We start from the raw sequence: 24,477 nt of genomic DNA, 5'->3' as shown, positions 1-24,477 counted from the left end.
TCCACTTTTGGCCGCTTTCTGCCCGTCACCAAAGGCGGGAGTCGGTCAAAAGCGGCCCTTGGGGTGCTCTTAGTGACTTGGTGCGAAGCGATCTAGTAACCTAGAAACCCGCCTAAGCGGGTTCCTCAGAGTACATTTGTCGGATGCACCTATTTCAGCACTTTATTGATCTTGTCAATAAGGGCCTTGAAATGATTACGTTCGACCTCTGTCAAGTCGTTAGCACTATTCTCACGTGTCCAACGGATATATGCCTTGCCCAACTTGTATTTCGAAAAACTGCTGTTCGCGGAACTGAGTAGGTCAATGACTGGGCGGGCCGGTTGTGCGGCAGCCTCGCTGGTCACATCAATACCTAGCGACTCCTTGGCAATCTTGATCAAGGTATCGCGTAGAAGATCTTCAACTTCTGGCCTGGCGACAGAGCCAGAATAAGTATCCTTAGTCCGTAGGATACTTTTGTTGCCGATAGTATGAACCAGCGTCTCCTGCTGTGCTGCCTGGTCGCCGGCCGTATCAGAATCCAGTAGCGCCGCCACTTTGAAGTTCTGTGCATAGAGTATAGTGGCGTAATACACCACCTTCCCTGCACTGGCAGCTGGGATAAGAGCGATTTTATCGTTCAGGCTGATAATGTTAGCTGCGTTCAGCAGTGCAGAGGTTGCCTCCAGATACCAGTAGTCTGTTAGTCCCTCCAGTACCAAGTTCCGCTCCTGGGTGAACAGGCTCTGCGCTAGGTCGTAGCCCAATGCTTCCTGTAGTGGCAACAGTGCCGCTGGATCTCCCGAGGCAACTGTCGTATGCACCTTAGTGCCGGCCTTGCGATCGGCCATTTCTACCACCCGAACTAGATCCAGTTCGTCAGGGCCGACCAAAAAGGGAGAATGGGTGGTATAGAGCGTCTGGTTGCCTTCAGAAAGTCGACCAATAGTCGAGCGGAACTCGCGCTGCTTTAGCCCATGAAGGGATAGACCTGGCTCATCCAGCAGCAGGATAGCGTTGTTGTGTTTGCCGGCAGCCTCGGCGAAGAACACCACAAAGAATGAAACTAACCATTGGAACCCCTCGGAGCGCTGATGCAGTTCGATCTCGACACCGAGATCATCCTCCACAACCACTTTGAGATATTGCCCGTCGGCTGAGATACGGAGTTTATCAGCCTCGGCTCGTCCTACCCGAGGACGCCAAACGGATCTTATTTCGTCGGTCAACTGCACGCTGGCGGCATTCAGTTGGTAACTACGATTGTCCAATTGGTCACGGTAGCTCTGTAGAGCTGCTGCGTTGTTCGTCGGTGGTGGCGCTGCTTTCCCGAGATCGGAGAGTTGCTGCGCAGTGAAGCCCAACAACTTCAGGAGGCAAACGTTACCATAGTCATATTGATCGTCGTCCAATAGGTTACTAGCGAGGCGCTGGGCCAGATGATCGAGTTGGATTAATGGCTTAACTCGGTAGTAGTTGTTAAATAGCACAAACACCGGTTTGCGCTTGTCCAGTGCCTCTAGCGTAGCGACTCGGTCGAAGTGGGCGTCAGTAATTTTGACTAGTTTGTCGAACCGCTCTTCTTCAGCTTCGCTGCTCTCGTCAACTAGCGGTAGGATTTTTTCCAGCCATGCTTTGAGCGACTTAGCTTGGTCTCCACCTATGGTAGTGGTGCTAGACCATCCCGCAGTTAATGCAGCCAAATCCTCGCTCGGTGCAGGACTTTCGGGAGCGGTTGTTTTAGCGCGAGGATCAATATGAGCGCATAGGCGCGTCAGGTCTTTTGAAATGGAGCCGTAGGTAGGAGTCACAGGGGCATTATTTAGCGAATGCCAGGCAGAGTTATCCAGCCTTCTGCCGAAAACGTACGTCACCCCACGCATGGCCTCCGGAAGGGCGGAGCGGTCTTCGTCATCTAGCTCGAATTCGACCTCAACTACCTTCACGCTCTTTGGGTCAACACGTCCAGTTGTGATGTCGTTGTATTTGGAACGCGGATAGTCACGAAGAGCGTCAAACTTGGGCACATTCTGCGGGGGGTTGATCTGCTGGAGGGCCTGGAGTATTGCCGACTTGCCGGCCTCATTCGGCCCCACGAAAATTGTCTTAGCGCGTTCCAAATCGAACCAGCCGGTATCGACGATGCTTCGATAGTTGGTGACTCTTGCCTGCTTCAACCGCATACAACGTTCTCCTCAATACCTTCCAGTGGTCTCTAAAGTCGAACTGAAGCATACCATGAGCCGTATAGGACCAGACTACCTCAGTCAGACCGATACTATTCGAGAAGGAGCGTCTTAGGCCAGAGGCGCTCAATGTCTAATTTCTGGGAGCTAGGCCTGACACTGAATCAGTTGGCAGTTTGCATAGGTCAGGTTAGAGGCAGCTTCGATTCGATTTCAGCCGGTAACGGGAGGCCGCTTTTGGCGCATGGGTGACAGAATGCTCCACCACCTTCCATCATCCTGTCAGGGCTTTTTACGGCGCTTCGCAATCCGGAAATAGGCTGAGGATAATTTTAGAGATGAAGAGTTTTACGCAAAAGAATAATGACCATTGAATTCAGTCTCTTTCATGTTGATACGATTCCTGTCTCCGCACCAGCTCCCAGAAGTCATCCCCGTCCTTGCAGCGCGGGCGTTTTGTTTCTAGCTATCTCAGCAGGCCTCATCAATGACCAGATGTAGCTAACCTGCACGCGCCTGCTGTGACATGGCTGCTGTACGCAGGAGACCGTCTGATCTACCGGGTTGTCTTTTCCTCGGTTCGCCAATCTGCGTACTACTGCCACCCTCTCCATACGTAGGGCTGTCTATATCGGGTACGTTTCCATCATGGCGACAGTATGTGGGACACCTCAGGTGTGCCGGTCCCTTTCGTCCCGGTCGGTCAACCCACGTACTGTTGCCACCCAGCCCCTCCGTGCAAGCCATTTCCTACGCTTCCCATTGCCATTTCCCATCCCCAAGAACCTTGCACTAGAAGCCCCCAAGGAATAAATTCCCTACCAGTCGCGGCAAATTCCGCGACCGGGTTTGGGATCGTGTCCCGGGAAGTGGTGTAACTCATCATGGCCTTGACCACTGAGTTTGCCGTTTAGTTGATCACGGCCGACAGCTTGGCCTGTGGATTATCGCTGACTGCCTCGAAGGCCTCCAACTGCATATACCGCCGTTGCAGGCACCACTCGTCGTTCTGCTCCAGCAGCATCGCGCCTACCAGCCGTGTGATTGCAGGGTCGTTGGGAAAGATGCCCACGACGTCGGTGCGACGTTTGATTTCAGCGTTGAGCCGTTCCAGTGGATTGGTGCTGTGCAACTGCTGACGGTGCGCTTTTGGAAACGCCATGTGCGCCAGCACTTCATCCTCGCAGCCGTCCATGAGCGTCGCGATCTTGGGGTACTTTTCGCGCAACTGATCGGCGACCAGGCGCCACTGCTGATGACATTCGGCACGGCTGTCCTGGGCGAAAACCGTGCGCAGAAGCGCTGCCACCATGGTGCGCTGACCCTTGCCGACATGGGCCATGGCGTTACGCATGAAATGCACGCGGCAGCGCTGCCAGGTCGCGTTGAAGACCTTGGAGACAGCCGCCTTGAGCCCCTCGTGGGCATCGGAGATGACCAACTTCACTCCACGTAAGCCACGCCGCATCAGGCTTCGCAGGAAGTCCGTCCAGAACGGCTCGGCTTCTGATGGGCCAACACGCATGCCCAGGACTTCACGGCCACCATCGGTGTTCACGGCCACAGCGATTATTACGGCGACCGAGACGATGCGCCCGGCCTCCCGCACTTTGACGTAGGTGGCATCTATCCAGAGATAGGGCCAGTCGCCTTCAAGCGGTCGGTCAAGGAAGGCGTGAACGCGCTCATCGATCTCACCAGCCAGCCGTGACACTTGGCTTTTGGAGATGCCGGTCATGCCCATGGCCTTGACCAGCTCGTCCACCGAACGCGTTGAAACGCCCTGAATGTAAGCTTCTTGGATCACCGCTGCCATGGCCTTCTCGGCGGTACGTCGAGGCTCGAGAAAGCCAGGAAAGTAGCTGCCCTGGCGCAGCTTCGGGATCTTCAGGTCAACGTCACCGGCGCGGGTTTGCCAGAGGCGATCACGGTAGCCATTGCGGCTGTTTGTCCGGTCTGGGCTTTTGACATCGAAGCCGGCGCCGCACAGGCCTTCGACATCGAACTCCATCATGCGCTGGGCAACGAACTGGATCATTTGCTTGAGCAGATCAGCGTCTGCCCCTTTCTCAACCAACTCGGTCAATGCGATAGTGGGCTTGGTCATCGTGGTTTCTCTGGTGAAGGTTAAGTCCGCAAACTCAACGTTAGCCAAGAACCACGATGACCATCCTCTTTCGCCCGCAGGGCGCCTTCGGCTGGTTCAGTTACACCACTTCCTGGGACACGATCAAGTTGCACCATTTTGAGCGCGAGGCACAAACAAGATCCTGAGGTTACAGGCCCAGCATGTCTTATCTAAAGGAGGTTATTTTCCTAGGAAAATTTCCCTCGCTATTTTCGGAAATTTCCTCCTGCCGTAACCGTTGCGCACTGATCCTTCCTGGAGATAGATTCTCCAAGTCGCAGTAAAACCTGCGGCCAGGTGTAGGAACCTGCTGGTAAACTTGGCGCACGCACTAGGCGCCCCATCAAAACGGCTGGCGCCTTTTTTGCGTCTGCTGCGATGTCATGGCGGCTGTGTGTGGGCAGGCTTCGGCCTGGCCGGTTCCAAGTTTCCCGGTATTCCTACCCCACACACAGCTGCCACCCAATCCCGTAGGAAGGATCGTGGTAGCTCCAATCTCAAACTTGGAGTCTCATGCATGCTTATTCGCATTCTGAGCAGGATCCTCGCATCCGCTCTCCGCCGCCCAACCCCCGCGGCCACCCCATCCCCAACCTTCTACCCGATCGACAGCCACTCCCTCGCCACCCGCGCCAACCGGGAGGTGCCCCATGCCTGACCATGAACGCCTGTCTACCCTCCAGAGCTACGTCTGGACCCTCGAACTGCTTGGCGAGGCGCTGGTCCAGCATGACGAGGTGCTGGAGTGCGAGCACAACCCGCAGCTGAGCTTCCGCAACACGGCGGGGATTCACCAGGCGATCCGGATCATCAGCCGGTTGGCCAGCGAGCAGTTCGGCAAGCTGGAGGCAATGAAAGAAGAGTGTGTTTCTAGAGACTGATGCCGCGCATCATCGGGGCCGCTTAGCGGCCCTACTGCGTGGCGTGCCCTGATCGGGGGCCACTTGCACCGCCCGGCTTTCAACCATTCGCCAGAACAATATGGCTGCTTCACCCACCCCCCATCTCGTATCATCAGCGCCTTCGCATCCGGAACGAACTGTGTGAAATCGCCAACTGGGAAAGCGCCAACTGCCGCTGATGGGCCGAAGTGGGACGTCGCCGAGGCTGTCAATCAGCTCTCGTGGGATGACTTGCGCATCATCAAGACGCTCAGTGATTGCGGCAATCGTGCGGCGACGGCCAAGAAGCTTGGCATCAATGTCTCCACCGTTTCGCGCCGGGTTGCCCAGGTCGAGCGTACGCTCGGCATCGCGCTGTTCGACCACCGCAAATCAGGCTATCTGCTCACCGCCGAGGGCGCCGAGTTGCGAGCACTCGCCGAGCGCGTGGAGCTGGATATCGTCAGCGTCACGCGGCGTGTTTCACGTTCAGGCCAAGGCCCCCTGGGGAAACTTCGCATTACCACCAGCGACTCGCTGCTGCTGTACTTCTTCACCCCCATCATCGCGGACTTCAAGGCCCTGAACGAGGGGATCAGCCTCGAGGTGCTGGTGGGCAACGAAACCCTCAGCCTCGCCCGGGATGAATCGGATATCGCCATTCGCGCGACAAGAAAACCTGCGGAAAGCCTGGTGGGCCGTAAACTGGCGAACATTGCCTGGGCACCTTACTGCAGCGCCAAGCAGGTGACTGGCGAGCCCCTGTTCGAAGAGGGGCAGGCGTGGGTGTCCTACTCGGCAGCGCTCTGCGGTTTGAGGGCGACCAGTTATGTCGAAAGCAGGGTCGCAGCTGAGCGCATTGCCTACCGCACCGATTCTGTTGCTGCAGCAAGCGTCGCCATCGCGGCGGGCCTGGGGTATGGATTCCTGCCCTGCATGCTGGGCGACATCACCCCGGGGTTGGTACGCGCAGGCCCAGTGGTGCCAGAGCTTCAGGACGAGTTGTGGCTGCTGACGCACCAGGACATTCGCAAGTCGTGGCGCGTCAAAGCATTCATGACCTTCTGCGCCGCTGCCGTGGCCAGTCAAAAGCCCTTGGTCGAGGGGCAGTCGGTACTCCCGGTCAGCTGATCGCAACCGGGAGTGCAGCTTAGATTTCCCGGGCGCCAATCACGGCCTTGCAGGCGATCTCGATCAGCTGCGGGCGCTGGGCAAGCCTCGACACCCCAATGATATTGCTCGCGCACTGAGGCCGCTCAGTGCCATAGGCCGCCTTGCGCACTTTGCCGACCACCGCGAAGGCAGCATCCATGTCCAGGACATAGAGCGTTTCCTCGACAACGTCTTGCAGCGTCGCGCCATACAAGGCGAGCAGCTTTGAGATGTTGTCGTAGGCGACCTGCATCTGCTTGCCCATCGACGAGAAATCGCTGGGCTTGCCGTCGGCGTTCAGCGGCGCCGGGGCCAGCAGATTACCGGCCTCGTCATGGTTGAACTGGCCTGATACGTAGATCTCGTTGCCTACCCGCCGTGCCTGCGGATAGCCATACGCCTCCTCCCAGGAAACGCCCCAGTAGGCGGTCTGCTTGTTGAACGGTTGTGAAGCTGCCATTGCATTCTCCTGCACATGACGGACCGGCTTGATCCGAATGGAACGGCGAATGCTAGCAGCGCGACCGCGTATTCAATGGCGCAAAAATGAGCCGGTAGAGGCGCAAAAGTGCGCCACCGATAGGCGCTTTGTTTCGTTATCTTTTGCTCGTCCTCAAGCAACGGCGCTGAGGAGCGTACTCGTGGCTACGGCAATGCCCGCAACATGCGGGCCCCGAAACGGGTGCGATCGAACTTCATCAAATTGAAAGGAAACAACAATGAGCAATCCTAAGACTGAAGTCCTGACCCCGTTCAACAGCCAACTGATCTTCATTGATCAGCAGCCGCAGATGGCCTTCGGCGTTCAGAGCATCGACCGGCAAACGCTGAAGAACAACACCGTTGGCCTGGCCAAGGCCGCGAAGATTTTCAATATCCCCACCACCTTCACCACGGTCGAGACGCAAAGCTTCTCGGGCCACACCTACCCCGAGCTGCTCGCGGTGTTCCCGGACGCGCCGCTGCTTGAGCGCACCTCGATGAACTCCTGGGATGACCAGAAGGTGCGCGACGCCCTCAAGCGCAATGGCCGCAACAAGATCATCGTTTCCGGCTTGTGGACCGAGGTCTGCAACGCCACCTTCGCCCTGTCGGCAATGAACGATGCCGGCTATGAAATCTACATGGTCGCCGACGCCTCCGGCGGCACCACCAAGGAAGCCCACGATTACGCCATGCAGCGCATGATCCAGGCCGGCGTGGTGCCGGTGACTTGGCAGCAGGTGCTGCTGGAATGGCAGCGGGACTGGAAGAACCGCGACACCTATGACGCCGTGATGGCGCTGGTCAAGGAGCATTCCGGTGCCTATGGCATGGGCGTCGACTACGCCTACACCATGGTGCACAAGGCGCCTGAGCGCGTTCAGCATGGCCCTACCTTGGCGCCTGTCGCTGCAACTGTCTGAGCCATTGCCAGCCCCTGTCCTGGGGGCTGTTCACTGACGTGCGAAGGGTGCGCGGTGGGCTGATCCGAATCAACGAGCCTGGCCTGGAGCCTCTGGGGTTTCCAGCGCCCAGCGCTGTTCGCGTCAGGCGCTCGCATCCTGCTACCTGGATTGATGGGTGTGTATGAACAAGGACAACTCTACCGTGCTGGCGACGCTGACACTGGCGTCGACAGGGCAGCTCAAATCCTGGCAGTTGAGAACGGCCAAACAGCTGATGCTGGACAGGCTGGATACCTGCCTGTCAGTGACTGAAATCGCCCAAGCGTGCGCTTTGTCGCGCAGTCACTTCTCACGCATGTTCAAGGAAAGTACCCGGATGTCCCCGCAACAGTGGTTGCGTGAGCAGCGGGTGATGAAGAGCAGGGAGCTATTGAAGACTTCCACGATGTTGCTCGCAGAGATCGCGCTGGAATGCGGCTTCTGCGATCAATCTCACTTCTGCCGCACCTTCGTGAAGGCTGAAGGCATGACACCAAAGGCTTGGCAGCAACAAGCCGTCTGCACGTGACCATCTGACTACTGCCTCAACAGAAACAGGGGAAATGAATTGAACGTTTTGACCAAAACACTCGCGGGCTCGCTCCTTGCCTTGTCGATCGGTAACGCATTCGCCGACGCTGGCGTCGAGCACAATACCCAGGCATTCCTCGATGCCTTGAACGCGGGCGGTGGCAAACCCATCGAGCAGCTTTCGCCGAAGGATGCCCGCGCGGTGCTGAGCGGCGCCCAGGCTGGGGTGAAACTGACACTGCCCAAGGCGGATGTCAGCGAGAAGACCATCACCGTCGATGGCCAGGCCCTCCGCTTGACCATTGTGCGCCCGGCGGGTGTGAAGGGGACCTTGCCGGTGTTCATGTACTTCCACGGCGGCGGCTGGGTGCTCGGCGACTTCCCGACCCATGAGCGCCTGGTGCGCGACCTGGTCGTCGGCTCCGGGGCGGTGGCGGTGTTCGTCAACTACACCCCGTCCCCTGAGGCGCACTACCCGACGGCGATCAACCAGGCCTACGCGGCAACCCGATGGGTGGCCGAGCACGGCAAGGACATCAATGTCGACGGCAAGCGCCTGGCGGTCGCGGGCAACAGCGTCGGCGGCAACATGGCGGCGGTGGTCAGCCTGATGGCCAAGGACAAAGGCACCCCGGCCATCAAGTACCAGGTGCTGCTGTGGCCGGTGACCGACGCCAACTTCGAGACCGCGTCGTACAACCAGTACGCCGAGGGGCACTTCCTCACCCGCAACATGATGAAGTGGTTCTGGGACAACTACACCACCGACCCCAAGCAACGTGCCGAGATCTACGCCTCGCCGCTGCGCGCGACCACCGAGCAGTTGAAAGGCCTGCCGCCAGCGCTGGTGCAGACCGCGAGTGCCGATGTGCTGCGTGATGAAGGGGAAGCCTATGCTCGCAAGCTGGACCAAGCGGGTGTACCGGTCACGGCGGTGCGCTACAACGGCATGATCCATGACTACGGCTTGCTGAACGTGGTCAGCCAGGTGCCGGCGGTGCGCGCTGCAATGCTGCAGGCTGGCGAGGCGCTGAAGGTGCATTTGAAGTGACCCCACCCAAGCCCGCAGGTGGATGCCATGAGTGGGCGATCAATGCGGGAAACGAAAAAGCCGCCAGTCAGTTAGCGCTTCGTCGCACTTATTGGGGCTGCTTTGCAGCCCTTCGCGGGTAAACCCGCTCCTACACGTACAGCGCTCGATTCAGCGTTTGCGCAATCCTGTAGGAGATCGCCCAGCCTTTCGGGCTACGCTGTCGCGCAGGGAACAGAGTTCCAGCGTGGGAGCGGGCTTGCCCCGCGATCACCGGCGTAGCCGGTGCCAAACGCCGCATCGCGGGGCAAGGCCGCTCCCACGCTGCCCCAGTCAAATCAAAGAGTTGTGTTTTGTTCCATGAGAGCGGGTTTACCCGCGAAGGTACGCGGAGCGACCCCAATGGGCTTAACTGACTGGCAGTGGGTTTTTGGGGCGGCAACGTATCGTCAGGCGTCCCTACCAGAACCACCCACCCCGCGCGAGCTCCTGCTCGCAACTCCGATACTGCGCCCCGAACACCGAAGCGCGGGTCTGGACCTTCTGCGAGACATTCTTTAACCACGGCTTGGCGTCGTAGCTGCGGTTGCGGTAGCCGCCCCAGCCTTCGTGGTAATTCAGGTACTGGCCATAGGCGTCCCACTTGGACACGCCGTTGACCTGCTGGCTCTTCTGCATATACCAGCCCATGAAGTCGATCGCGTCGGCGAAGTCGTCGCGGGCGGCGCCCCAGCCGCCGGCATCGCGCTTGTAGTCGGCCCAGGTCTCGTCCTTGGCCTGGGCGTAGCCGTAGGCGCTGCTGACCCGGCCCCAGGGGATGAAGCCGAGGAAGTAGTAGCGCGGCGGCAGGGCGTCGTGCTTGAACGAGGACTCCTGGTACATCATCGCCATCGGCACCTGCACCGGCGCACCCCAGCGCGCCTGCATCTTCAGCGCCGCCTCGTGCCATTTCGGCTTCTCGCGGAAGATCTCGCAGAGGTTGTCGGGGTTGGCCGGGGGCTTGGTGGCGCAGCCGGCAAGCAGCAGGAGCAGGGCTGGCATCAAGAGCCGAAGCATGACGGGGTTTCCTTTGGCAGACGTCGGGGGCGCGGGTTGCTGGCGCTTTATACATTCTTTGGCGATGCATATGAATCAGCAGCCAGTCGTGTGCTGAAAACCATGTGGCTGCTCCAGCAACTGATCTACCGCGCTAGGGGGGGGCTGCCGCTGAGACCAAAGTGGCGGAGTTGCTGAGCATGAAGGTCTGCAGCCCTATCAGGCGTGCAAAACTGGGGTTACTGGGCCAGTAGTGGCGACATCCTGGCCGACCTTGAAGAGACGCATGTGGATACAATTGATGAGGCGAGCGTGCGTTGACGCGTTCTTCCTCTCGGCCTATTTTTCGCGCATCCCGCCCAAGGCAGTAAGCCGTCCACTTTTATCCAGGACGTGCCGAGCCCTTGGGCGTTTTGCAATCTGGAGAGCGTCCATGCCGACAATCAGGATCACCAGTCGGTTGGCCGGTGCGGCGTTTGGTCAGCGAGTACAGCTGCGGACCCTTCGCGGGGCAAGCCCGCTCCCACGATGACATCAGTGGGTCTGGGTTGGGCAGTCGAACCGGGCTTCCATCGTCTCAAGGCTTATGGTTTCAACTTCACCCAGGCCGGGTAGGCGTTCGGCGGCAAGCTGATCGGCACGCAGATCTTCGATTTCCGCGGTCATGGCCTGGAACGCCCGAGCATTCATAAGCACTGCCGCAGGTTTGGTGCTTCTGAGAATGAGCATGCGGCGGCCTTCGTTATCGATCACTTCGCCCAACCGTGCCTTGAAGGCTCTCTTCATTACACTGGCCGGTAGTACCCTCAGCTGTTTGTTCATGGCTTAGCTACCTTCATCGTCGCGTCAGTACTTGTGGGTGAATACCGAACGTCATTGCCTGGCGTTCAAAAATGGGCCTTGAATGGGACACCAGCCTCGTCCATTAAAAGTGATGAAGCCACCCCGCCAATCAGCACGTACTGATCGCGATAGCGACTGAAGTGCTGCCCGAAAAGCGTTAGTCCCCTGACCCCAACCATTCCACCCGCTCCCTGAGTTCATCGAGCGCCATCTGGACGCGCTCATCCTGGGCATTGTCCAGGCTCAGGAACAAGGAAGCTGCATCGGCACGGTTGCCGGATGTATCGAGGGTGTCGTAGGCCCAGATTTCCACCCACGCCCGTGTGTCGTCCACCGATTGGCTGAGGCGCAGCAAGCCATCGGCAAGCAGCGCATCAAAACGTCGCTTGGTCATGCCGTAGACGGGCTGCGCGGGTGCGGCCAGGAGCGTTTGGCTGGCCAGGGCTGTTTCACCGGCCAGGAAAACACCCTGGCCGAGAGCTGGTTCGGCGGAAATTGCGACTTTGCGTTTCACCGGGGAGCGCAGGTAAGGCCGAGCCTGTTTGAACAGCTCGGGCGCGCTGGCGCTGAAGGCATAGGCCTGCACCCCGCCTTTGGGTTGGCTGGCGATCAGCAGGCCCGTTTGAAGCAGTTGTTCCACGACCTTCGAGAGGGTCACTCGGCTGTAGCTCAGGTCACCCAGGAGTGCACTGGCCGGGAATGGCGTGTCGTTGATCCCTCCTCGATAGAGGCGGGCCAGCAACATGGCCTGGGCGGCGGGGAGCAGCGTGGTGATGGCGGCCTGCTCGCGGCGTTGGCGAACACGTTCGCGCAGGTCCATGGCCAGTTCAGGGATGAATAGTTGATAGCCAGGCTGGATGAAATTGAGCTGGTGGCTGATCAGGCTGCGCCGGTCGGCAGCGGACAAAGCAGGGCATACGTAAACGGGTGTGGCGTGGGTAGCTTGGCTTATCTGGGCGATGTGTTTGGTAAGGGTAACTGCGCCTGGGTAGGTTGGATTGCAGGGGAAGAGCAGCAACACCACCAGCGGCGCCGGCTTGAACTGGAGGGTGAGTTCGAAGCAGGTGTAGGCGTCCAGAAGATGGTAGGGGAGCCTGGGGGATGTCGGTTTCAGGTGAGTGGTTACACCGAGGACGGACTCAAGGTAGCGCTGGGTTTCCTTGTGTGGGTTGGCCATGTCGAGAGTGTGTCGTGTTAAGTGATTTTTTAACTGTAAGCTTAAGTAGTTAACAAGGCAAAAAAATGGTTTACGCGCGGTACTATTTGTCGCCTATCGCGGGGCAAGCCCGCTCCCACGCCAACGCCCTGTGGTTCTCGCGTCGTTGATGTAGATATTGTCTTCTTGATAGCGGTCGAGCAGAGTCTGCCTACCTTGTCAGGAGACGCCCATGCCACCAGCCGTTTTCGCCGCCGCCCAATGCGCCATCCGTGATGGCGACATCCCCGCCAATCTGGCCTTGCACTTGGCGTTCATGCGTCAAGCCCATGAGCAGGGTGTGGACCTGCTGCTCTTCCCCGAACTGTCCCTCACCGGCTACGCCCCCGCCATGGCCAGTGCCTTGGCGCAGGACCTGGACACGCCGCTGCTGGCGCCACTGCGCCAGTTGGCCCAGGCAGCAGGCATGACCACGGTGGTCGGGATGCCGCTCAAGGTACCGGGCCAGGACAAGCCGCGGATCGCGGCCTGCATCCTCCACCCGGATGGCTCGATTGCGGTCTATACCAAGCAGCACCTGCATACCGGCGAGGACGTGTTCTTCAGTGCGGGGAGCGGCGGTGAGTTGTTGTCCGTCGGCGGGCTGTCCGTGGCCTTGTCGGTGTGTGCCGATTTCAACCATCCGGAGCATGCCGCCCAGGCGGCGCAGCGTGGTGCGCAGGTGTATGCGACCGGCGTGCTGATCGGGGAGACGGGTTATCCGGCTGACAGCGCGTTGCTGCAGGGGTATGCGCAGCGGCATGCCATGGCGGTGCTCATGGCCAATCATGGCGGGACCACGGGCGGCTGGGCGGCGGCTGGGCGCAGCGCGTTCTGGGACGAGCAGGGGCGGTGTGTCGTGGCTGCTTCAGGGGCCGGCAATCGGCTGTTGGTCGTTTCCGGGCAAACGGGTGAATGGCAGGGGCGTGAAGTGTTCGTGTCTCTGGATGCATGGAATTCGAGTCTATAGGTCATCCAGCGTTACCCTGACCCTCTGCGGCGCGGCCAGGCGTTCGCGTACCGTGGCGAGCAATGCTTCGTCCTCTTCGGTCAGCAGCACGGGTTTGAGCGGCAGTTGCCCGTGCTCAGCGACGTATTGCAGTGCCTGGCGCATCAGTTCGGAAGGGGTTACACCCAGTTTTTCCAGCTCACGGTAGGCGCGCACCTTGAGTTCGTCGTCGATACGCACCTTGATGGATGCCATGCTTGCAGCCTCTTTGTAATGACAATTGTCTGTACGGCGAGGCAGGGCCGGCAGTTGAGCAAGAGGGCGACGCGATTGCCGACGAGCGTGTCAACCAATGCTCACAGCCCGCCCACCAACTTCGTCTCCAGCACGCCTTTGCGGCCCACGGCTTCGGAAACCACGTGCAACTTGGCATCGGCGGCGCCAAAGCCCATTTTCATCTCCTGCCAGATGAACAGGTTCTTGCCTGGCTGGGCTTCGACTTTGATCATCCTCAAGGTGCCGCCATCGGAAGCAATGGTGTGCGGCCCAGGCGGTACTTCCGCCACTAGGTAGGTGTGGGCCGCCGTTGCACCGATCATGCGGCCGTCGACCAGCACGTTGTACTTTATGGCCGCGCCCATCGTTTCATTTCGATAGATGTAGATGCGTGTCATGCCTGGAGCGCTTTCAAAGCGCTTCATTCGTGCATCCACTGCCGGATCGCCTTGCGGGACGGTGACACAAGCAGAGAGCAGCAACAGTGCCGAAGCAGCGAGCATCTTCCTCATCGGACTTCCTTATCTTCCCAAAGTGCCAGGTTGCCAAAGGTTATACGCTGTGCGCGGCTGCATTCCAACAAGAGGGAAAGTATCAGTCGTTGAGTTCTGCCGTCGCGCCGACCTGTGTGGTTGGAGGGCTGGTCGTGGTGGTGTCGAACCACACCGGCCACGAACTGCGATGCCGGTTCTCCACCTGCACGCAAGGAATCAACCGCTCGCGCAACACCTCGGTCTGGCCCACGCTCACCGCCAGCCGATACTTGGCACTGTGCACGCACTCCCGGTCACCAAACTCGCAACGGTCCAGGTTCGTGCCTCCGCAGGGGCCGTTCGCCAGGCCTTTGGGGCAGGTCTCGGGGCAGATGTAGAGCGTGTCCTCCAACCGACAGCTGCCGCAGGTATCGCACCCTACCATCGGGCGTTTGATACGCCGCTCCAGGTGATGCAGCCACTGTGCTGCGGTGGGGTTGGCCCAAAGCGGCCGGGTCACGGTCCAGCCGAAGGCCTTGCTCAAGGCCGTGGTGCGGCTGAACAGCTGATGGTGCATCGCCGACAGCAGGTGGTAGCGAACCTTTTCCTTGTTGGAGGCGGTGATCTGCCGTTGCCCGAAGCGCCAGGCATGTCCGGGTGGGTGGAAGGTGACCGGCGTCAGCCCAGGTGCCTGCCAGGCCGCTTCCCAGGCCGGGGCCCAGTCCTGCAGTGAGGTGAACTGCGCTTGCAGCGCGTCGATGGCCTGCTCCAGGGCCTCGAACTGAGCCACCTCGTGGATACCGGACAGGTGCACGCCGGCATAGCCCATCAATTTCAGGCCGATCACCTGCAAGGCCAGGCGATGGTTGGCGCGTTCCTTGGCGTAGGCCTTGGACACCGCCGTTTCGGCGGCCAGCAGCGCGCGCATCGACGGTGTGACGGTTACCCCGGCGACATGATCGAGCATCCCGGCGCGGCCTTCGGTCAGCGCCATGATGCAGGCCATCAGCGGCTTGGGCCGGGGCTGGCGCTGCATCCAGTCGAAGGCTTCCTGGTGTTTGTCGATATCGAAACCGAGCTGCAGGATGAGCAGGTCGGCGCCGGCGGCGAGTTTCTTTTCGGCCTTGCAGTACTGCGCGCCGCCCTCGGCTTCCTGGTACTTGAACGGGTTGAGCGCGGCGGCCAGCAGCCAGTGGGGGCGGGCTTGGCGGACGATCTGCAGGGCGGTGACGGATTCCAGGTAGCGCACCGGCCGTTCGCCCGGGTTGTGGCCGGGCAGGCGGTCGCCGGTGAGCAGCAGCAGTTGGTCGAGGCCGGCGGCGTCCATGCGTTGCAACTGGGCCAGCAGGTCGCGGCGTTCGCGGTCCTTGCCGGAGAAGTGCAGCAGGGCGGGGACGGGGGTCGCGAGGCTGCCGAAGGCCTCCAGCGGCGACATGTCCAAGGCGCTGGAGACGCGGTCGCCGATGGCCACGGTCAGCGGCCAGCTGCACAGCCGGGTGCGCGCCATGAGGGTTTCGAGGGTGGCGAAACGCTCGGCGCCGGGCTTGGGGACGAATTCCAGGATGCAGGTGAAGGCGTTGGCGTCCAGGGTCGTTTTCAGCAGGCTCATGGGGTGCGGGCTACCGGGTTGGGGCAGGGTGGCAGTGTGCGGCAGATTGGTGGGTGGGGCATGTCTGATTGCGCGGAGTACTGTGCTGGTTGAGACATTCACGGCGACTCAGATCCCTGTAGGAGCGGCCTTGTGCCGCGAAAGGGCTGCGCAGCAGCCCCAGGATTTCAGTGTTGATGCAAAGATCGCAGGGGCCGCTTTGCGGCCCTTTCGCGGCACAAGGCCGCTCCTACAGGGTTCGATATTCCTGCCAGCCATCATGAGGAAATTTTTAGTTCATCTCAAATTTAATGAGTTTGTCTCACCTTTGCCTCGCACCCAAAATGCCCTCCATTCATTTCAAGGCTCGAGGGACGACAACATGGCACTGGCACACAACCTGGGGTTTCCGCGCATCGGCCGCGACCGTGAGCTGAAGAAAGCCCAGGAGGCCTTCTGGAAGGGCGAGCTGGACGAAGCTGGCCTGCGTGCCGTGGGGCGTGGCCTGCGCGCCGCGCATTGGCAGGTGCAGAAGGCCGCCGGCATCGAGCTGCTGCCGGTGGGCGACTTCGCCTGGTACGACCAGGTACTCACCCACTCGCTGACCTTCGGCGTGATCCCCGAGCGCTTCCGTGCCAAGGACGGTGCCAAGCCGACCCTGCAGACCCTGTTCGCCATGGCCCGAGGGGTGAGCGACAACTGCTGCGGCGGCGCACACGCCCAGGAAATGACCAAGTGGTTCGACACCAACTACCACTACCTGGTCCCCGAATTCACCGCCGACCAGCAGTTCGCCTTGAGCTGGGAACAGCTGTTCGAAGAAGTCGAGGAAGCCAAGGCCCTGGGTCACACGGTCAAGCCGGTGCTGATCGGCCCGCTGACCTACCTGTGGCTGGGCAAGACCAAGGGCGCCGACTTCGACAAGCTGGAACTGCTCGATCGCCTGCTGCCACTGTACGACCATATCCTCAACCGCCTGGCCGTGCAGGGTGTGGAGTGGGTGCAGATCGACGAGCCGATCCTCGCCCTCGACCTGCCGCAGGACTGGAAGAACGCCTACGAGCGCGTCTACAACATCCTTCAGCGCGCCCCTTTGAAAAAACTGATCGCCACCTACTTCGGCGGCCTGGAAGACAACCTGGGCCTTGCCGCCAACCTGCCGGTCGATGGCCTGCACATCGACCTGGTGCGCGCCCCGGACCAGTACCCGACCATCCTCGACCGCCTGCCGGCCTACAAGGTGCTGTCGCTGGGCGTGGTCAACGGCCGCAACGTCTGGCGCTGCGACCTGGACAAGGCACTGGACGTGCTGCGCCATGCCCACGAACGCCTGGGGGATCGCCTGTGGGTGGCGCCGTCGTGCTCGCTGCTGCACAGCCCGGTGGACCTGGCGCGTGAAGACCAGCTCGATGACGAACTGAAGAGCTGGCTGGCCTTTGCCGTGCAGAAGTGCCAGGAAGTGGCGCTGCTGGCCAAGGCGCTCAACCAGCCCGAGGCGGCCGATGTCGTCGAGGCGCTGGCGCAGAGCCGCGCCGTGCAGCACGCCCGCACCACCTCGCCGCGCATTCACAAGCCGGCGGTGCAGGCCCGCGTCGCCGCGATCAAGCCCGCCGACAGCCAGCGTGCAACCGCCTTCGAGCAGCGCATTGCCAAGCAGCGCGCCGGGCTGAACCTGCCAGCCTACCCGACCACCACCATCGGTTCGTTCCCGCAGACCTCGGCGATCCGCCTGGCGCGCCAGTCGTTCAAGCAGGGCAAGCTGACGGAAGCGGACTACGTCGAGGCCATGCATAGCGAGATCCGTCATGCGGTGCAGATCCAGGAAAACCTCGGCCTGGATGTGCTGGTGCACGGCGAGGCCGAGCGCAACGACATGGTCGAGTACTTCGCCGAGCAACTGGACGGTTATGTGTTCACCCGCTTCGGCTGGGTGCAGAGCTATGGTTCGCGCTGCGTGAAGCCGGCGGTGATCTTCGGCGACCTGAGCCGCCCGAAGGCCATGACCGTGGACTGGATCAAGTATGCCCAGGGCCTGACCCGCAAGGTGATGAAGGGCATGCTGACGGGCCCTGTGACCATGCTGATGTGGTCCTTCCCCCGCGAGGACGTGAGCCGCGAAGTGCAGGCCCGTCAGCTGGCGCTGGCGCTCCGCGACGAGGTGGTCGACCTGGAAGCCGCCGGCATCAGGATCGTGCAGATCGACGAGGCCGCCTTCCGCGAAGGCCTGCCGCTGCGCCGCAGTGCCTGGCCGCGCTACCTGGAGTGGGCCACCGAGGCCTTCCGCCTGTGCGCCTCGGGCGTGCGTGACGAAACGCAGATCCACACCCACATGTGCTACAGCGAGTTCAACGACGTGATCGAGTCGATCGCGGCGATGGATGCCGATGTGATCACCATCGAGACCTCACGTTCGGACATGGAGCTGCTGGAGGCCTTCGAGCGCTTCGACTACCCGAACGAGATCGGCCCGGGGGTGTACGACATCCACTCGCCGCGGGTGCCGAGCAAGGAGGAGATGGTCAACCTGCTGCGCAAGGCGGCCCGGCGGATTCCGGCCGAGCGCCTGTGGGTCAACCCGGACTGCGGCCTGAAGACCCGCGCCTGGCCGGAGACCGAGGCGGCGCTGGTGAACATGGTGGCGGCGGCGCGGGCGTTGCGCGCCGCAGTCTGAAAACCGCGCTGGCTCCCGATGCGGCAGCCAATGCGCTTCAGAAGGTGCCGCGCAGGGTCACCGAGACATTGCGCGGATCGCCCCAGTAGTAGCCGGTCGGCGTCGGCGCCACCTGGCGGTAGTACTTCTTGTCGAACAGGTTGTTGGCGTTCAACTGCAGCGAATAGTTGTCGTTGAAGCGGTAGTTGACCATCGCGTTGTACACCGCATACCCCGACTGCGAGGCTTCGGCGCTGCCGCTGCGGTTGTAGATGTCGCTCTGCGCCTGCACGCCGCCACCCACGGTCCAGGCCTGCAGCTCGCCCGGCAGGCGATAGCTGGTGAACAGGCGCAGCATGCGCTTGGGGTCGGTGGTGCGGATCGGGTTGCCGTTGTTGCCGGTGGTGTCCTTGAGGTATTCGGTGGTGTTGTAGGTGTAGCCACCGGTCACGTTCCAGCCCGGCAGCACTTCGCCGGAAATCTCCAGTTCGAAGCCCTGGCTGCGGTTCTTGCCCGCGGCGACCTTGCAGTAGCCGCTGGTGTAGTTGGGCAGGCAGGGGTTTGGTCCGCTGAGGTCGTCCAGCGCATTGCCGACCTGGTAGATGCGGAAGAACGCCAGCGAGGTGTTCAGCCGGCCCTCGTAGAACTCGCCCTTGATCCCCGTCTCGTACGCTTCGCCGGTGACCGGTTCGAGCACGGAGCCGGCGGCATCGGTGTTGGTCTGCGGGTTGAAGATCTCGGTGTAGCTGGCGTAGGTGCTGAAGTTCTCGTTGAGGTCGTAGATCAGCGCGGCGTACGGCACGAGCTCGTTGTCGACGCTGAACTTGCCGCTGGCCTTGGTGTTGTTCTCCTGCTCGTAGTCGTACCAGTTGGCGCGGGCGCCGATGATCGCGGTGAGCGGGTCGGCCAGGGAGATGCGCCAGGTGGCGTAGGCGCCTTCCTGGGTGGTGCGGGTGCGCACCGGGTGGGCGGTGATATTGATGTTCGGGTTGGCCAGGCTGGTCTTCGGGTCCCAGGTGCGGATGTCGAACACGCCCGACTGCACATTGTTGGTGGCCGAGGCGTAGGAGTCGTTGCGGATGCGCTCGACGCCCAGCATCAGCTCGTGGGTGCGGCCAAGCAAATCGAACGGGCCGTTGAGGGTGGCGCTGAGGTTGTTCTGCAGGCTCTCGCCGCCATCGCCTTCGGTCACCTGGTAGCTCATCAGGTAAGGGTTGCGGGTCGGGTTGGCGGTGCCGGTGGCGCGGCTGAAGTAGGTCTGCTTGAAGCCGTTGTCGTCCAGCTCGAAGTGGGTGCGCTGGGCCATCAGCTTGAGCGTCCAGTCGTTGTCGAAACGGTGTTCGAGCTCGGCGAAGGTCTGCAGGTTGCTGCGGTTCCAGCGGTTCCAGTCGGCGCCCAGGTAGGTGCTGCGGCCGAATGGCAGCGGCGAGCCGTCGTAGTCGGCCGGCAGGTTGCCCCAGGCGCCGGTGGCGTCGAGCTGGGTCCATTCCAGGCCGGTGGTCAGGGTGGTGCTGTCGTCGAGGTCGAAGGCCATAACCCCGTACAGCACGTCCTTGCGCTCCTGGCGCGACTGCTGGAAGTGGTCCTTTTCGTCGTGCACCGCGATCACCCGGCCACGCACGTTGCCGGTTTCGGTCAACGGCCCGGAGAGGTCGGCGACGTAGCGCTGGGCGTCCCAGGTGCCGAGGGTGACGCTGCCTTCGCCCTGGAATTCGTAGGTGGGGCGCTTGCGCACCAGGTTGACGGTGCCCGAGGGGTTGCCGGCGCCGCGCAGCATGCCGGTGGCGCCGCGCAGGACCTCGGCGCGGTCGAGGATCGCCGAGTCGCTCTGGATGAACGAGCCGCCGCCGCTGCTCTGCACCACGGTGGCGCCGTCGTACTGGATGGCGTCGATCTGGTAGCCGCGCGAGTAGTACTGCACCCGCTCGCTGTCGGTGAGGTTGACCACCACGCCGGGGGTCTGTTCGAGCAGGTTGGTGAGGTTGGTGATGTTCTGGTCGTCGATCCGCTGGCGGGTGACCACGGTCACCGACTGCGGGGTGTGGCGGATGCTTTGCGGGGTCTTGCCGATGGTCACCGCCCCGGTGGTGTAGGAGCCGCTGTGTTCAGTGGTCTCGCCCAGGCGGTTGCTGGAGATGCTGGTGGCGCCCAGCTGCAGGGCGTCGCCGACGTCCAGGGCCGGGAGCAGCAGGAAGCTCTTGTCGCTTTCCTGCTGGACTTGCACGTCGCTGCCCCGCAGCAGGATCTGCAGGGCCTGGGCACTGTCATGCCGGCCTTGCACGCCCTGGGTGGTCTTGCCCCGCAGGCTGGTGGCGTCGAACGACAGGTTCAGCCCGCCCTGGCGCGCCAGCTGGTCCAGCGCGGCGGCCAGCGGGCCGGCCGGGATGTTCCAGTCGCGCTGCTGGCTCTGGCTGGCGGGCACGGCAAGGGCGAGGGTCGGCGGCAGGCCGGCGCAGGCCACGCCCAGGCCCAGGACGGCGGCGCGGATGGCATGGCGCAAGGGGGCGTTGCGGGGGGAACACGGGCGGATCATGAAGCGCTCCTGAAGGTTGGCAGACCACTGTTCGGGCTTGTTTCCTTCAGGCCGGACGAGAATGAGATTCCACCTCATTTATTTTTTGCGATGTTTTCAGGCGGCGTCGATGCTCACCCAGAAGCGCGTGCGGTAGTCGACGCGCACCGGCAAGCTGCGGGCTACCAGCAGCAGGATCTGGTCGGTGTCGGCCAGCTGGAAGGTGCCGGAGACCTTGAGCCCGGCCACTTCCGGCGCGCAGCGCAGCAGGCCGGGGCGGTAGCGCGACAGTTCGTCGATGAACTCGGCCAGGGGCATCTGCTGCACGCTGAGCACGCCATCGGTCCAGCCCCAGGGGTCGTTGTGCAGGGTGGCGGGCTGGTAGTCACCTTGGGCGAATACCTGCAGCACCTCGCCGGGCTTGACCTGATGCGCGGCGGCAGAGGCGGGGAACAGCGTCACCTCGCCCCGGCGCACGGCCAGCAGCAGGCCCTGGGCGTTTTCCCGCAGCAGCAGCTGGCCGCCCTGGGTGCTCAAGGCGCCGATGCGGGTGTCGATGCTGAACGGGCGGTTGTCGTTGGCGTTGCCGTCCAGGCTGACCTCGCCGCGCAGCAAGGTCAGCCGGCGCTGCTCGGCGCTGTAGCGCAGGTCGATGGCGCTGGCGGTGTTCAGGCGGATAAGGCTGCCGTCGCTGCCCAGCAGCTCACGGCGCTCACCGGTGGCGGTGCGGCTGTCGGCCATCAGCGCCGGCAGGCCCAGGGGCTCGCGCGCGGCCCAGCCGACGCTGGCGCCGAGCGCGAGCAGCGACAGCAGCTTGAGGTGGTCGCGCCGGCTCATGCGGCGGCGCTCGCTGCCGGCCAGGGTCTGGCGGCTCAGCTCGGCGGGCAGGCTGGCCAGTTCGTCGCCGAGGCTGCTGACCCGCTGCCAGGCCTGGGCATGCTGCGGGTGGCTGGCCAGCCAGCGCTGGAACTGCTGTTCGCTGCGTGGGCCGGGGCTGTCGTAGCGCAGTTTCACCAGCCATTCGATGGCCTGGTCGACCTGGGCCTGGGTCGGGTTCTGGTCAGGCATCGGCGTAGCGGATCCGGTAGCAGACACCCAGGGCCTTGGCCAGGTCGCGCTCGACCGTGGCCCGGGAGACGCCCAGGCGTTGCGCGACCTGGGTGAGGGTGAGGCCGTCGAGCTGGGCCAGCAGGAACGCCTGGCGCACCCGTGGCTTGAGGCGTTGCAGGGCGCGGTCGAGGCGTTCGAGGGTGTCGAGGATCAGCAGGCGCTGTTCCTCGCTGGGGGCTTCTAGCTCGGGCAAGCTGGCCAGGCTCTCGAGGTAGGCTTTTTCCAGGGCGCGGCGGCGGAACTGGTCGATCATAAGGCCGCGGGCGATGCTGCACAGGTAGGCCCGCGGCTCCTTGAGCGGTGAAACCTGGCGTGCCTTGAGCAGGCGTACGAAAGTGTCCTGGGCCAGGTCCGCGGCGTGCTCCCGGCAGCCGACCCGGGCACCGAGCCAGCCGCGTAGCCAGCGGTGGTGCGCCTGATAGAGCAGATCGACCTCGGCCGGTTTCAGCGTGTCTTCGATCTGCATCGTCTGGAGAGCCTGCCCGGATAATGTGATTGTTAATAGTTCTCAATTCTATGCGTGGCGTGGCGGGCGGAGCAATGGTAGGCCAGTAATTCGATGCGCAAGATTGAGCGTTTCACCGATGAACGGTTGGGCTAGGCTAGGGGATCGTGACTTGTGCGAATGCCCTTGATGATCCTTGCAGACCTTTCCCCGCAAGCCTTTGACGATGCCGCCGCCTGGCTGGCCGGGCAGGACCCGGACTGGGCGCGGCATATTGCCGCCGTGGGGCCTTGCCTGCACCGTGCCACGCCCGGGCGCGAGCCGTACGAGGCGCTGGTGCGGGCCATCGCCTACCAGCAGTTGCACGCGCGGGCGGCCGAGGCGATCCTCGGGCGATTGCTGGCGCTGTTTGCGGAGGGGGCGTTTCCCGCGCCCGAACAGTTGCTGGCGGTGACGCCGGAGGCGATGCGCGCCTGTGGGTTTTCCGCGAGCAAGATCGCCACGGTTCACGGGATCGCCCAGGCGCGATTGGAGGGCGTGGTGCCCAGCCGGGACGAGGCGCTGCGCATGTCGGATGCCGCACTGATCGAGCGCCTGGTGGCATTGCGCGGGGTGGGGCGCTGGACCGTGGAAATGCTGCTGATCTACAGCCTGGAGCGATCGGATATCCTGCCGGTGGATGATTTTGGCGTGCGCGAGGGGTATCGGCGCATGAAGGGGTTGGACAAGGCGCCGACGCCTGCGCAGATGCGGGTATTGGGCGGGGCGTGGAGCCCGTATCGCACCGTGGCGGCCTGGTACCTGTGGCGGGCTTGAAGTGTCGTACGCCTGCATGGCCCTATCGCGGGGCAAGCCCGCTCCCACGCCATCAGTGTTCAGCGTGGGAGCGGGCTTGCCCCGCGATAGGGCCCGTGAAAACACCGCAAGAATCGGAGTTCCACGCATCATCCACCCTGCCAGGCTGACGGTATCGAATCCCAGGAGAGGCCCCTGATGAAGCCCGCCCCGACCACCTACACCACCGACGCCGAACGCTGGCACGCCGTGCAGGCCCGCGACACCGCCGCCACCGGCCATTTCGTCTACGCCGTGCGCACCACCGGCGTGTATTGCCAGCCCGCCTGCAAGTCGCGCCTGGCCAAGCGCGAGAACGTCGAGTTCTTCAGCGCCGCCACCCAGGCCGAGGCCGCCGGCTACCGCCCGTGCAAGCGCTGCAAGGGCGGGCAGGGCAGCCGCCGCACCGAGCTGGTGGCCCGCGCCTGTCGCCTGATCGAGGCCAGCGAGACCGCGCCCAACCTCGACCAGCTCGGCAGCGAGCTGAACGTCAGCCCGTTTCACCTGCACCGCCTGTTCAAGGCCGAGACCGGCCTGACCCCCAAGGCCTATGCCTCGGCCTTCCGCGCCCAGCGTCTGCGCGAGCGCCTGGACGCCGCCGGCAGCGTCACCGAAGCCATCTTCGATGCCGGCTACAACTCCAACAGCCGCTTCTACGAAAGCGCCGGCGAGCGCCTCGGTATGCGCCCCAGGGAATACCGTGCCGGCGGCCAGGGCGCGACCATTCGCTTTGCCCTGGCCCAGTGCTCACTTGGGGCGATCCTGGTGGCCCAGAGCGAACGGGGCATCTGCGCGATCCTGCTCGGTGACGAGCCCGAGCCCTTGCTCAAGGACCTGCAGGACAAATTCCCCAAGGCCCAGCTGATCGGCGGCGATGACGCCTTCGAGCGGCTGGTGGCCGAGGTGATCGGCTTTGTAGAGGCCCCGGCCCTGGGCCTGGCGCTGCCCCTGGATGTGCAGGGCACGGCGTTCCAGGAGCGGGTCTGGCAGGCGCTGCGCGAGGTGCCGGCCGGGACCACGGTCAGCTACACCGACATCGCCGAGCGCATCGGCGCGCCCAAGGCTGTGCGGGCCGTCGCCCAGGCCTGCGCGGCCAACGCGATCGCCGTGGCCATTCCCTGCCACCGGGTGGTGCGCCGCGACGGCGACCTCAGCGGCTACCGTTGGGGCATCGAACGCAAGCGCCAGCTGCTGGACCGAGAGACGGCACTCTCCTGAGCCTCCAGACCGCGTAGAATTCACGCCCTGTC

Annotated in this window: 21 protein-coding genes; 9 read left to right on the top strand and 12 right to left on the bottom strand. The window is 62.5% G+C overall.

The genetic code is table 11. The annotated features are described in order from the left end of the window. Positions 1-149: 149 nt before the first annotated feature. A complete protein-coding gene (locus K2O50_RS22765) occupies positions 150-2,165 on the bottom strand; it encodes an AAA family ATPase (protein ID WP_050703681.1) in 2,016 nt (671 codons plus the stop codon). A 913-nt stretch (positions 2,166-3,078) separates the two neighbouring features. Beyond that, positions 3,079-4,275 (bottom strand): IS256 family transposase, encoded by a 1,197-nt coding sequence (locus tag K2O50_RS22760; RefSeq protein ID WP_016391483.1) that lies wholly within the window; start codon positions 4,273-4,275, stop codon positions 3,079-3,081. Between the two features lie 671 nt (positions 4,276-4,946). On the opposite strand from K2O50_RS22760, the gene K2O50_RS22755 reads away from it, so the two are divergent. Both K2O50_RS22755 and K2O50_RS22750 read left to right on the top strand, forming a co-directional pair. Further along, positions 4,947-5,177, top strand: coding sequence for a hypothetical protein (locus K2O50_RS22755; RefSeq protein WP_186594201.1), 231 nt, complete (start codon positions 4,947-4,949; stop codon positions 5,175-5,177). A gap of 162 nt (positions 5,178-5,339) precedes the next feature. Then, positions 5,340-6,308: a LysR family transcriptional regulator gene (locus K2O50_RS22750; RefSeq protein WP_050703682.1), complete on the top strand. Its 969-nt coding sequence runs from the start codon at positions 5,340-5,342 to the stop codon at positions 6,306-6,308. 19 nt (positions 6,309-6,327) lie between these two features. Here K2O50_RS22750 and K2O50_RS22745 read toward each other — a convergent pair whose 3' ends face one another. Continuing rightward, the gene (locus tag K2O50_RS22745) at positions 6,328-6,789 is read right to left on the bottom strand and encodes a Rid family hydrolase (protein WP_050703683.1); all 462 of its coding nucleotides are present in this window, start codon (positions 6,787-6,789) and stop codon (positions 6,328-6,330) included. 259 nt (positions 6,790-7,048) lie between these two features. Here K2O50_RS22745 and K2O50_RS22740 point away from each other — a divergent pair, with 259 nt between their 5' ends. The 3 genes from K2O50_RS22740 to K2O50_RS22730 all read left to right on the top strand — a co-directional run bounded on the left by K2O50_RS22740 (position 7,049) and on the right by K2O50_RS22730 (position 9,338). After that, complete coding sequence (locus tag K2O50_RS22740) at positions 7,049-7,735, top strand: hydrolase (protein WP_050703684.1); 687 nt, start codon at positions 7,049-7,051, stop codon at positions 7,733-7,735. A 163-nt stretch (positions 7,736-7,898) separates the two neighbouring features. Then, positions 7,899-8,285 carry a helix-turn-helix domain-containing protein gene (locus K2O50_RS22735; protein ID WP_050703685.1) on the top strand — a complete coding sequence of 129 codons (387 nt, stop codon included), beginning with the start codon at positions 7,899-7,901 and terminating at the stop codon, positions 8,283-8,285. A 39-nt stretch (positions 8,286-8,324) separates the two neighbouring features. Continuing rightward, entirely contained in the window at positions 8,325-9,338 is a 1,014-nt protein-coding gene (locus tag K2O50_RS22730) for an alpha/beta hydrolase (RefSeq protein ID WP_050703686.1), read from the top strand. A 438-nt stretch (positions 9,339-9,776) separates the two neighbouring features. Here K2O50_RS22730 and K2O50_RS22725 read toward each other — a convergent pair whose 3' ends face one another. The 3 genes from K2O50_RS22725 to K2O50_RS22715 all read right to left on the bottom strand — a co-directional run bounded on the left by K2O50_RS22725 (position 9,777) and on the right by K2O50_RS22715 (position 12,372). Then, the gene (locus tag K2O50_RS22725) at positions 9,777-10,373 is read right to left on the bottom strand and encodes a hypothetical protein (protein WP_050703687.1); all 597 of its coding nucleotides are present in this window, start codon (positions 10,371-10,373) and stop codon (positions 9,777-9,779) included. A gap of 513 nt (positions 10,374-10,886) precedes the next feature. After that, complete coding sequence (locus K2O50_RS22720) at positions 10,887-11,174, bottom strand: type II toxin-antitoxin system Phd/YefM family antitoxin (RefSeq protein ID WP_050703688.1); 288 nt, start codon at positions 11,172-11,174, stop codon at positions 10,887-10,889. A gap of 178 nt (positions 11,175-11,352) precedes the next feature. Continuing rightward, a complete protein-coding gene (locus K2O50_RS22715) occupies positions 11,353-12,372 on the bottom strand; it encodes a hypothetical protein (protein WP_050703689.1) in 1,020 nt (339 codons plus the stop codon). Between the two features lie 211 nt (positions 12,373-12,583). Here K2O50_RS22715 and K2O50_RS22710 point away from each other — a divergent pair, with 211 nt between their 5' ends. After that, a complete protein-coding gene (locus K2O50_RS22710) occupies positions 12,584-13,360 on the top strand; it encodes a carbon-nitrogen hydrolase family protein (RefSeq protein WP_050703690.1) in 777 nt (258 codons plus the stop codon). On the opposite strand, the gene K2O50_RS22705 is transcribed toward K2O50_RS22710, so the two are convergent. The 3 genes from K2O50_RS22705 to K2O50_RS22695 all read right to left on the bottom strand — a co-directional run bounded on the left by K2O50_RS22705 (position 13,355) and on the right by K2O50_RS22695 (position 15,697). After that, positions 13,355-13,594: a type II toxin-antitoxin system RelB/DinJ family antitoxin gene (locus tag K2O50_RS22705; protein WP_050703691.1), complete on the bottom strand. Its 240-nt coding sequence runs from the start codon at positions 13,592-13,594 to the stop codon at positions 13,355-13,357. The genes K2O50_RS22710 and K2O50_RS22705 overlap by 6 nt on opposite strands. Before the next feature lie 101 nt (positions 13,595-13,695). After that, the gene (locus K2O50_RS22700; protein WP_052896192.1) at positions 13,696-14,127 is read right to left on the bottom strand and encodes a DUF2846 domain-containing protein; all 432 of its coding nucleotides are present in this window, start codon (positions 14,125-14,127) and stop codon (positions 13,696-13,698) included. Positions 14,128-14,209: 82 nt separating this feature from the next. After that, positions 14,210-15,697, bottom strand: coding sequence for a methylenetetrahydrofolate reductase C-terminal domain-containing protein (locus K2O50_RS22695; protein ID WP_050703692.1), 1,488 nt, complete (start codon positions 15,695-15,697; stop codon positions 14,210-14,212). A gap of 361 nt (positions 15,698-16,058) precedes the next feature. Here K2O50_RS22695 and metE point away from each other — a divergent pair, with 361 nt between their 5' ends. Further along, positions 16,059-18,347 (top strand): 5-methyltetrahydropteroyltriglutamate--homocysteine S-methyltransferase, encoded by a 2,289-nt coding sequence (metE, locus tag K2O50_RS22690; RefSeq protein ID WP_050703693.1) that lies wholly within the window; start codon positions 16,059-16,061, stop codon positions 18,345-18,347. Between the two features lie 37 nt (positions 18,348-18,384). Here metE and K2O50_RS22685 read toward each other — a convergent pair whose 3' ends face one another. From K2O50_RS22685 to K2O50_RS22675, 3 genes are all read right to left on the bottom strand, one after another. After that, entirely contained in the window at positions 18,385-20,859 is a 2,475-nt protein-coding gene (locus tag K2O50_RS22685; RefSeq protein ID WP_050703694.1) for a TonB-dependent receptor, read from the bottom strand. 96 nt (positions 20,860-20,955) lie between these two features. Further along, positions 20,956-21,906, bottom strand: coding sequence for a FecR domain-containing protein (locus K2O50_RS22680; RefSeq protein ID WP_050703695.1), 951 nt, complete (start codon positions 21,904-21,906; stop codon positions 20,956-20,958). Continuing rightward, positions 21,899-22,414, bottom strand: a complete 516-nt coding sequence (locus K2O50_RS22675) for a sigma-70 family RNA polymerase sigma factor (protein WP_050703696.1) — start codon at positions 22,412-22,414, stop codon at positions 21,899-21,901. Before K2O50_RS22675 ends, K2O50_RS22680 begins: the two co-directional genes overlap by 8 nt. Before the next feature lie 168 nt (positions 22,415-22,582). On the opposite strand from K2O50_RS22675, the gene K2O50_RS22670 reads away from it, so the two are divergent. Then, positions 22,583-23,209, top strand: coding sequence for a DNA-3-methyladenine glycosylase (locus tag K2O50_RS22670; protein WP_220689942.1), 627 nt, complete (start codon positions 22,583-22,585; stop codon positions 23,207-23,209). A gap of 177 nt (positions 23,210-23,386) precedes the next feature. After that, positions 23,387-24,445, top strand: a complete 1,059-nt coding sequence (ada, locus tag K2O50_RS22665) for a bifunctional DNA-binding transcriptional regulator/O6-methylguanine-DNA methyltransferase Ada (protein ID WP_050703699.1) — start codon at positions 23,387-23,389, stop codon at positions 24,443-24,445. The last annotated feature ends 32 nt before the right edge of the window (positions 24,446-24,477 follow it).

It is taken from the genome of Pseudomonas sp. 2hn, assembly GCF_019646095.1.
In the GTDB taxonomy this organism is placed as follows: Bacteria; Pseudomonadota; Gammaproteobacteria; order Pseudomonadales; family Pseudomonadaceae; genus Aquipseudomonas; species Aquipseudomonas peradeniyensis.
Note: the sequence above shows the minus strand (reverse complement) of the source record. Positions and strands in the feature narration are given on the sequence as shown.

Bases quoted from the DNA above. Each gene is read 5' to 3' on its own strand.
- K2O50_RS22745 (WP_050703683.1), bottom strand. From the start codon at position 6,789: ATGGCAGCTTCACAACCGTTCAACAAGCAGACCGCCTACTGGGGCGTT.
- K2O50_RS22670 (WP_220689942.1), top strand. From the start codon at position 22,583: ATGATCCTTGCAGACCTTTCCCCGCAAGCCTTTGACGATGCCGCCGCC.
- K2O50_RS22700 (WP_052896192.1), bottom strand. From the start codon at position 14,127: ATGAGGAAGATGCTCGCTGCTTCGGCACTGTTGCTGCTCTCTGCTTGT.
- K2O50_RS22765 (WP_050703681.1), bottom strand. From the start codon at position 2,165: ATGCGGTTGAAGCAGGCAAGAGTCACCAACTATCGAAGCATCGTCGAT.
- K2O50_RS22675 (WP_050703696.1), bottom strand. From the start codon at position 22,414: ATGCAGATCGAAGACACGCTGAAACCGGCCGAGGTCGATCTGCTCTAT.
- K2O50_RS22735 (WP_050703685.1), top strand. From the start codon at position 7,899: ATGAACAAGGACAACTCTACCGTGCTGGCGACGCTGACACTGGCGTCG.
- metE (WP_050703693.1), top strand. From the start codon at position 16,059: ATGGCACTGGCACACAACCTGGGGTTTCCGCGCATCGGCCGCGACCGT.
- K2O50_RS22755 (WP_186594201.1), top strand. From the start codon at position 4,947: ATGCCTGACCATGAACGCCTGTCTACCCTCCAGAGCTACGTCTGGACC.
- K2O50_RS22680 (WP_050703695.1), bottom strand. From the start codon at position 21,906: ATGCCTGACCAGAACCCGACCCAGGCCCAGGTCGACCAGGCCATCGAA.
- K2O50_RS22740 (WP_050703684.1), top strand. From the start codon at position 7,049: ATGAGCAATCCTAAGACTGAAGTCCTGACCCCGTTCAACAGCCAACTG.
- K2O50_RS22725 (WP_050703687.1), bottom strand. From the start codon at position 10,373: ATGCTTCGGCTCTTGATGCCAGCCCTGCTCCTGCTGCTTGCCGGCTGC.
- K2O50_RS22760 (WP_016391483.1), bottom strand. From the start codon at position 4,275: ATGACCAAGCCCACTATCGCATTGACCGAGTTGGTTGAGAAAGGGGCA.
- ada (WP_050703699.1), top strand. From the start codon at position 23,387: ATGAAGCCCGCCCCGACCACCTACACCACCGACGCCGAACGCTGGCAC.
- K2O50_RS22685 (WP_050703694.1), bottom strand. From the start codon at position 20,859: ATGATCCGCCCGTGTTCCCCCCGCAACGCCCCCTTGCGCCATGCCATC.
- K2O50_RS22710 (WP_050703690.1), top strand. From the start codon at position 12,584: ATGCCACCAGCCGTTTTCGCCGCCGCCCAATGCGCCATCCGTGATGGC.
- K2O50_RS22715 (WP_050703689.1), bottom strand. From the start codon at position 12,372: ATGGCCAACCCACACAAGGAAACCCAGCGCTACCTTGAGTCCGTCCTC.
- K2O50_RS22695 (WP_050703692.1), bottom strand. From the start codon at position 15,697: ATGAGCCTGCTGAAAACGACCCTGGACGCCAACGCCTTCACCTGCATC.
- K2O50_RS22720 (WP_050703688.1), bottom strand. From the start codon at position 11,174: ATGAACAAACAGCTGAGGGTACTACCGGCCAGTGTAATGAAGAGAGCC.
- K2O50_RS22705 (WP_050703691.1), bottom strand. From the start codon at position 13,594: ATGGCATCCATCAAGGTGCGTATCGACGACGAACTCAAGGTGCGCGCC.